5 protein-coding genes and 1 tRNA gene are annotated in these 5,919 nt (G+C 72.4%); 1 reads left to right on the top strand and 5 read right to left on the bottom strand.

Features of this window, described 5'->3' with window-relative positions:
• Positions 1-269: 269 nt before the first annotated feature.
• The 4 genes from I6A60_RS29755 to nadD form a co-directional block, all read right to left on the bottom strand.
• Positions 270-343, bottom strand: a tRNA-Ala gene (locus tag I6A60_RS29755).
• A 139-nt stretch (positions 344-482) separates the two neighbouring features.
• A complete protein-coding gene (locus I6A60_RS29750; RefSeq protein ID WP_203011857.1) occupies positions 483-1,253 on the bottom strand; it encodes a histidine phosphatase family protein in 771 nt (256 codons plus the stop codon).
• A complete protein-coding gene (rsfS, locus tag I6A60_RS29745; protein WP_203011859.1) occupies positions 1,250-1,717 on the bottom strand; it encodes a ribosome silencing factor in 468 nt (155 codons plus the stop codon). Before rsfS ends, I6A60_RS29750 begins: the two co-directional genes overlap by 4 nt.
• 153 nt (positions 1,718-1,870) lie before the next feature.
• Entirely contained in the window at positions 1,871-2,464 is a 594-nt protein-coding gene (gene nadD, locus I6A60_RS29740; protein WP_041260526.1) for a nicotinate-nucleotide adenylyltransferase, read from the bottom strand.
• Positions 2,465-3,291: 827 nt separating this feature from the next.
• On the opposite strand from nadD, the gene pgm reads away from it, so the two are divergent.
• Entirely contained in the window at positions 3,292-4,968 is a 1,677-nt protein-coding gene (gene pgm / locus I6A60_RS29735) for a phosphoglucomutase (alpha-D-glucose-1,6-bisphosphate-dependent) (RefSeq protein ID WP_203011868.1), read from the top strand.
• Positions 4,969-5,030: 62 nt separating this feature from the next.
• Here the strand turns inward: pgm and I6A60_RS29730 are convergent, their stop codons facing one another.
• Positions 5,031-5,831, bottom strand: a complete 801-nt coding sequence (locus I6A60_RS29730; protein WP_307873934.1) for a DUF4349 domain-containing protein — start codon at positions 5,829-5,831, stop codon at positions 5,031-5,033.
• Between the last annotated feature and the right edge of the window lie 88 nt (positions 5,832-5,919).

Raw genomic sequence — 5,919 nt, 5'->3', positions numbered from 1 at the left:
GGTTCCAGGGGGTCGCCCCCCTGGGCAGACATCGCGGCAAACGCGAAAGCGCCCCCCGAAGGGGGCGCTGAGCACGGAAATCTTACCCGTAAAGCTGAGGGGATTCGAACCCCCCAGGATGAGCGACGCGGAACGCGAGCGAGGGGGGTGTCGGGGGGGGCGAAGCCCCCTGACGACGGGGGTTCCAGGGGGTCGCCCCCCTGGGCAGACATCGCGGCAAACGCGAAAGCGCCCCCCGAAGGGGGCGCTGAGCACGGTAATCTTACCCGTGGAGCTGAGGGGATTCGAACCCCTGACCCTCACACTGCCAGTGTGATGCGCTACCAGGCTGCGCCACAGCCCCATATTCGTTTTTCCCTGCCGGGGCCTTACTGTACTACAGGTTCCGCTGGCCGGGATTGACCGGCCGTGCACGTACTTTACTACCGTTCCGCCTGGTTCAGGCGACCCGCCGGCTGGCTTCCCGTACCGCTGACCGAGGGTCAGCGGGCCGGCTGCGGCCGTGTCGGCGAGTCTATCGGATCCGTGTCCGGGGCCGACGCGGCGACGTCACCGACCAGTGTTGCCTGACCCAGGGTCGGCTGACCCACAGTCGGCTGACTGGGGAGCACCACCGAGGCGGTCCCTTGCTGCGGACCGATCTCGACCTTATCAGCCCGCGGGACCCCGGCATTGTGCTCCAGGATGCGGAACCGTCCGTGCTCGCTGCTCAGCAGGGTCCAGTGACAGTTGCGCAGCGGCCCGAAGTGCCACCAGGTGTCCGGGGGCAGGCCGAGCAGGTGGCCGATGAGCGACCGGGCGGTGCCTCCGTGCAGCACGAACAGCACGAGGCTGTCCGGACCGCCCGGCAGGCCCGCCGTGACGAGCTCGTCGAACAGCGCGCCGGCGCGGGCCGCCACGTCGCGGTAGGTCTCGCCGCCCCCACGTGGGATGTCCTCGCCGCGCCGCCAGGCGGCGTCCTCCTCGGGGTACAGCCGGCCTGCCTGTTCGGAGGTCAGCCCGGACCAGCGACCGAGGTCGATCTCACGTAGCCGGGCGTCGGACCGGTACCGCGGCCCGATCCGGTCAGCGGTCGCCTGGCAGCGCTGTAGGTCGGAGGAGACGATCAGGTCGGGGCGCATCGCCGCGATGACCGGCCCTACCCGCTCAGCCTGGGCTCGGCCGACCTCGTCCAGCGGTGGATCAGCCTGGCCCTGGAAGCGCCCGTCGTTGTTCCATTCGGTCCGGCCGTGCCGCAGGAGCAGCAGCCTCACCAGGAGCCGGCCCGTCCGCTCGGGTCACCGAGGAGGCCTCCCGCGGCGCTGCCGACCCCGGATTCGGAGCCGCCGCCGACGGGGACAGCGGTCCTCGCGGCCGCGTCCCGGTCGACGAACTCGATCTGCGGGCAGTCCTTCCAGAGCCGCTCGAGGTCGTAGAACTCACGCTCCTCGATGCGCTGGACGTGCACGACGATCTCGACGAAGTCGAGCAGCACCCACCGGCCCTCACGCTCGCCCTCGCGGCGCAGTGGCTTGACCCCGATCAGGCGGAGCCTCTCCTCGACCTCGTCGACGACGGCCTTGACCTGCCGCTCGTTGTCGGCGGAGGCGAGCACGAAGCAGTCCGTGAGGGCCAGCCGGTCGCTGACGTCCAGGACGGTGATGTCCTTCGCGAGTTTGTCGGCGGCGGCCTGGGCCGCGATGAGGGCGAGCTCGACGGCCCGGGGGGAAGCGGTCACGCTGCGGGGTCTCCAAGAGGTTGGTCGCGGTGTGGCGGAACGGGGCGCCGTCGTCCGCGGGCACACGACGCCAACCAGGACACGGTAGCCGCCGACGCACGGGAGGTCACGGCGGTATCGCCCCGGTTCGCCTGGCCCGTGATCAGCGTCACCTCAGCGGCCGGGCGGCGGCCCGTCCGGGTGGGGGTGGTAGAGGCCGCGCTTCACGATGTATCGGACGACCGCGTCGGGCGTCAGGTACCAGATGGGCGCGCCGCGGCCGACGCGGTCGCGGATGTCGGACGACGAGATCGCCAGCGCCGGCACCTCCAGCAGGCTCAGCGACTGTGCCGGCAGGCTCGCGTCGAAGGTCAGCTGGTAGCCCGGCCTGGTCACGCCGACGAAGTGCGCGAGCGGGAACAGCTCGTGGACGTCGCGCCAGGTGAGGATCTGGGCCAGCGCGTCGGCGCCGGTGATGAAGAACAGCTCGGCGTCCGGGTACTGCTCGTGCAGCTCGCGCAGCGTGTCGATGGTGTAGGTCAGGCCGCCGCGGTCGATGTCGATGCGGCTGACGGTGAACTGCGGGTTGCCGGCGGTCGCGAGGAACGTCATGAGGTAGCGGTCCTCGGCCGGTGAGACCTCGCGGTCGACCTTCTGCCAGGGCTGGCCGCTGGGAACGAAGACCACGGCGTCCAGCGCGAACAGCGCGGCGACCTCGCTGGCCGCGACGAGGTGCCCGTTGTGGACGGGATCGAATGTTCCACCCATGACGCCGAGCCGTCGCACCTCGGGCGCCGTGCCGCCGCCCCTCATCGACACCACCGGTCCGGCGAGGGCGGTGGCGTCCCATCGTCGGGGACGCGGCAGCCGACCGTCAGTCGGGGCCACAGCGGCGGCGCCGCTCCCCCGCGGTCGCGAAGGCCCTTGTTCGACACCGTCGGACAGTAACGCCGTACGCGGACGACGCGCCCCTCCAAGACGGGATGGGGCCCGACGGAGTGACCCGCGCCATACCGTTGACGCATGGGTCGCCGGGAGCCGGCCGGCGTCGGCAGTGCCGGGCCGACGGGGAGTGCTGAGCGACGAGTGGCGGTGGAGAGGGGTTGGCAGCGACATCGGGCCCTTCGGCGACGAGTCACCGGCTGGTAACCCCGTCGACTCCAAAGAGCCTCACCGAGTCGTGTCCTGGCGGCTAGGCTCGGGGGCGCCGACGGAGGCACTGGTCACAACGGCTCGCGCCCACGGCGGCGACCTGTACCGCCCGGTTCGACGTGTCCACGTCGGTAGAGCGGACGCAGGACCCGCTGTACTGGTCAACACCCGCTGTACAGGTCAACACCCGCTCCACCAGTCAACACCTGGCCCGCCCAGGCGCACGGCGCCAACGGGCGGCCGCCCTGGCGGTATTGGAGGCCGACCATGCCGGTACCCGGCTCGCGCCCCAGCGGGCGCCATGCGACTCGGCCTGGCCCGGCGCGTCCCGGCGGCTCAAGCCGGCCGCTGTCGGCCGCGCGGCCCGACTCCGCGCCGCCCCGGCCCGCGCCACCCGGCTCGGGCACGCCTGGCCGTCCGCTCGCGCACCGCCGGATTCGACCGTGGCGGTAAGCCCGGGCCTCAGCCCGTTCGCCGGCAAGCCGGCGGACCCGGCCGAGCTGGTCGACGTCGACGCCCTGGTCGCCGCCTACCACGACGTCCACCCGGATGCCGCGGACCCGGCGCAGCAGGTCGCGTTCGGGACCTCCGGTCACCGTGGCTCCTCGCTGAACGGCTCGTTCAACGCCGACCACATCCTGGCGACCACCCAGGCGATCTGCGAGTACCGGTCGGCGGCCGGCTTCGACGGTCCGCTGTTCGTCGGTATCGACACGCACGCGCTCTCCGCCCCCGCGCTGGCGAGCGCGCTGGAGGTGCTCGCCGCGCACGGGGTCGACGTCCGGATCGCCCCGGACGGTGAGGCCACCCCCACCCCGGTGATCTCGCACGCGATCCTCACGCACAACCGGTCCGGCCGGTCGGGGGTCGCCGACGGCATCGTCGTCACCCCGTCGCACAACCCGCCGGCCGACGGCGGGTTCAAGTACAACCCGCCACACGGCGGCCCCGCCGACACCGAGGTCACCGGCGCGATCCAGAACCGGGCGAACGAGCTGCTGCGCGCCGGCCTGGCCGGCATGAGCCGGCTGCCGTACGAGAAGGCTCGGGCCGCCGCGACGGTGCACGACTACGTGACCGCCTACGTCGACGACCTCGTCGAGGTCGTCGACCTGGGCGCCATCCGCGGCTCCGGTGTCCGGATCGGCGTCGACCCGCTGGGCGGCGCGAGTCTGCGGTACTGGCAGGCGATCGCGGAGCGCTACGAGCTGGACCTGACCGTCGTCAACGACACGGTCGACCCCACGTTCGGCTTCATGACGCGCGACTGGGACGGCAAGATCCGGATGGATCCGTCCTCGCCCTACGCGATGGCGTCGCTGCTGCGGCTGACCGGCGCGACGCCGGCGGACGGGCGGCTGGGCTTCGACGTCGCGGTCGCCAACGACGCGGACGCCGACCGGCACGGCATCGTCACGCCCGGCGCCGGCCTGCTGAACCCGAACCACTACCTGGCCGTGGCGATCTCCTACCTGTTCGCGCACCGGACAGACTGGGCGCCGACGACGGCGATCGGCAAGACCCTGGTCAGCTCCAGCATGATCGACCGGGTCGCCGCGGGCCTGGGCCGGGACCTCGTCGAGGTGCCCGTCGGGTTCAAGTGGTTCGTCTCGGGGCTGACCGACGGCAGCCTGGGCTTCGGCGGCGAGGAGAGCGCCGGCGCGTCGTTCCTGCGGTCGGACGGCACTGTGTGGACGACCGACAAGGACGGGCTGATCGCCTGCCTGCTGGCCGCCGAGATCACCGCCGTCACCGGCCGAGACCCGGGCGTGCTCTACCAGGAGCTGACCGAGAAGTACGGTGCCCCGGCCTACCAGCGGATCGACGCCCCAGCCAGCACCGCGCAGAAGGACGTCCTGAAGAAGCTGACCCCCAAGGCCCTCGGCGCGGCCACGCTCGGCGGCCAGCCGATCGTCGCGACGCTCACCCACGCCCCGGGCAACGAGGCGGCCATCGGCGGGATCAAGGTCGTCGCCGACGACGCCTGGTTCGCGGCCCGACCGTCCGGCACCGAGGACGTCTACAAGATCTACGCCGAGAGCTTCCGCGGTGCCGACCATCTGGAGTCGGTGCTCGCCGAGGCCCAGGCCATGGTCGACGCGGCGCTCGCCCGCGGCTGACCGCACCGCGAGCCCGCCAAGGCGGGCCTGGCTGTCAGCCGACGGCCAGGCCCACCCCCGGGTCAGCCCTCGCCGCCCGTGGTCCCGGTAGAGGGCTCGTCGTTCCCGGCGGCGGGCCGATCGGTCGTCTCGGAGGGCGTGGCGCCGACAGGTGCCGCGGGAACTGGCCGGCCGCCAGTCGCTCCGGCACCACCGCTGGTACCACGGCGGAACCGGCCGACCAGTCGGTAGAGCAGGTAGAGCACGGCGACGACCAGGGCGATGAGCGCGACCACGCCGAGCGCGGAGATGATGCCCTCCAGGCCGCGCAGGAAGCTGCGGCCAGCGACGCGGAACGCGTGCACGAAGCCGTTCTCCTGGCCCGGCTTGTGGACCTCGGCGCCCTTCTCGGTGAGATCGACGGTGAGGGTGCCCAGGTCGCTCTGGTCGGCGAGGACCTTGCGCTGGCCCTCGATCTGCTCGATCTGCGTCTGCACCCCGTCGATCTGCTGCTGGACGGCAAGGATGTCGCCGACCGTCGTCGCCTTCGACAGCAGCGTCAGGTAGGTGCCCCGTGACGTCGTCAGCGCGTCCTCGCGGGCCTGCAGGTCGACGTACTGGGCGGTGACGTCCTGGGACGAGGTCGTGGATGACTGGACGGTGCCGACCCCAGTGACGGCGTCCTGGAGCTTGCCGAACGAGGCCGCGGGCACCCGGATGGTGATCGTCGCGCTCTGCGGGACGTCGTCGCTGGTGGTCGCCGTGCCGGTCACCTGGTTGGCCGACAGGTAGCCGCCCAGCGCCTGCGCGGCGGCGGAGATGTTGTGGATCGTCCGGTCGACGGCGCCGGCCGCCACCTGGACGTTCATCGACCCGGTCCACACGATCCGTGGCTGGACTCCGGCCGGCCGCGGGGGGGCCCCCCCCGGGCGGGGGGGGCGGGGGCGGGGGGCCCCCCGCCCCGCCCGCGCG

This window comes from Frankia sp. AgB1.9, assembly GCF_016786355.1.
In the GTDB taxonomy this organism is placed as follows: Bacteria; Actinomycetota; Actinomycetes; order Frankiales; family Frankiaceae; genus Pseudofrankia.
Note: the sequence above shows the minus strand (reverse complement) of the source record. Positions and strands in the feature narration are given on the sequence as shown.